Below are 293 nucleotides of genomic sequence, written 5' to 3'. Positions count from 1 at the left end.
GCTTGGCGATATTACCCTTGCGGAACCAAAAGCGTTAATCGGATTTGCGGGGCCACGAGTCATCGAGCAGACCATCGGACAGAAGCTTCCGGAAGGATTCCAGAAATCCGAGTTCCTGTTGGAGCATGGATTCATCGACCGGATTGTGGAGAGGGAAGAGATGAAAGACGTTCTTTCTTCTATCCTCAGTATGCATCAGACAGGTACGGGAGTGGAAAGCTGGAAGCAGGAAGTCTGCCGGGAAACAGAGGAGGAAAAGCGTGCCCCGTATAAGGGACTGACTTCCTGGGAGA

General features: G+C 52.2%; 1 pseudogene. It reads left to right on the top strand.

The features are described from left to right. A pseudogene (locus HJY11_RS13510) lies at positions 1-293 on the top strand (acetyl-CoA carboxylase carboxyl transferase subunit beta); the annotation flags it as partial.

It is taken from the genome of Bittarella massiliensis (ex Durand et al. 2017), from assembly GCF_017566145.1.
Lineage (GTDB): Bacteria > Bacillota > Clostridia > Oscillospirales > Ruminococcaceae > Bittarella > Bittarella massiliensis_A.
Note: the sequence above shows the minus strand (reverse complement) of the source record. Positions and strands in the feature narration are given on the sequence as shown.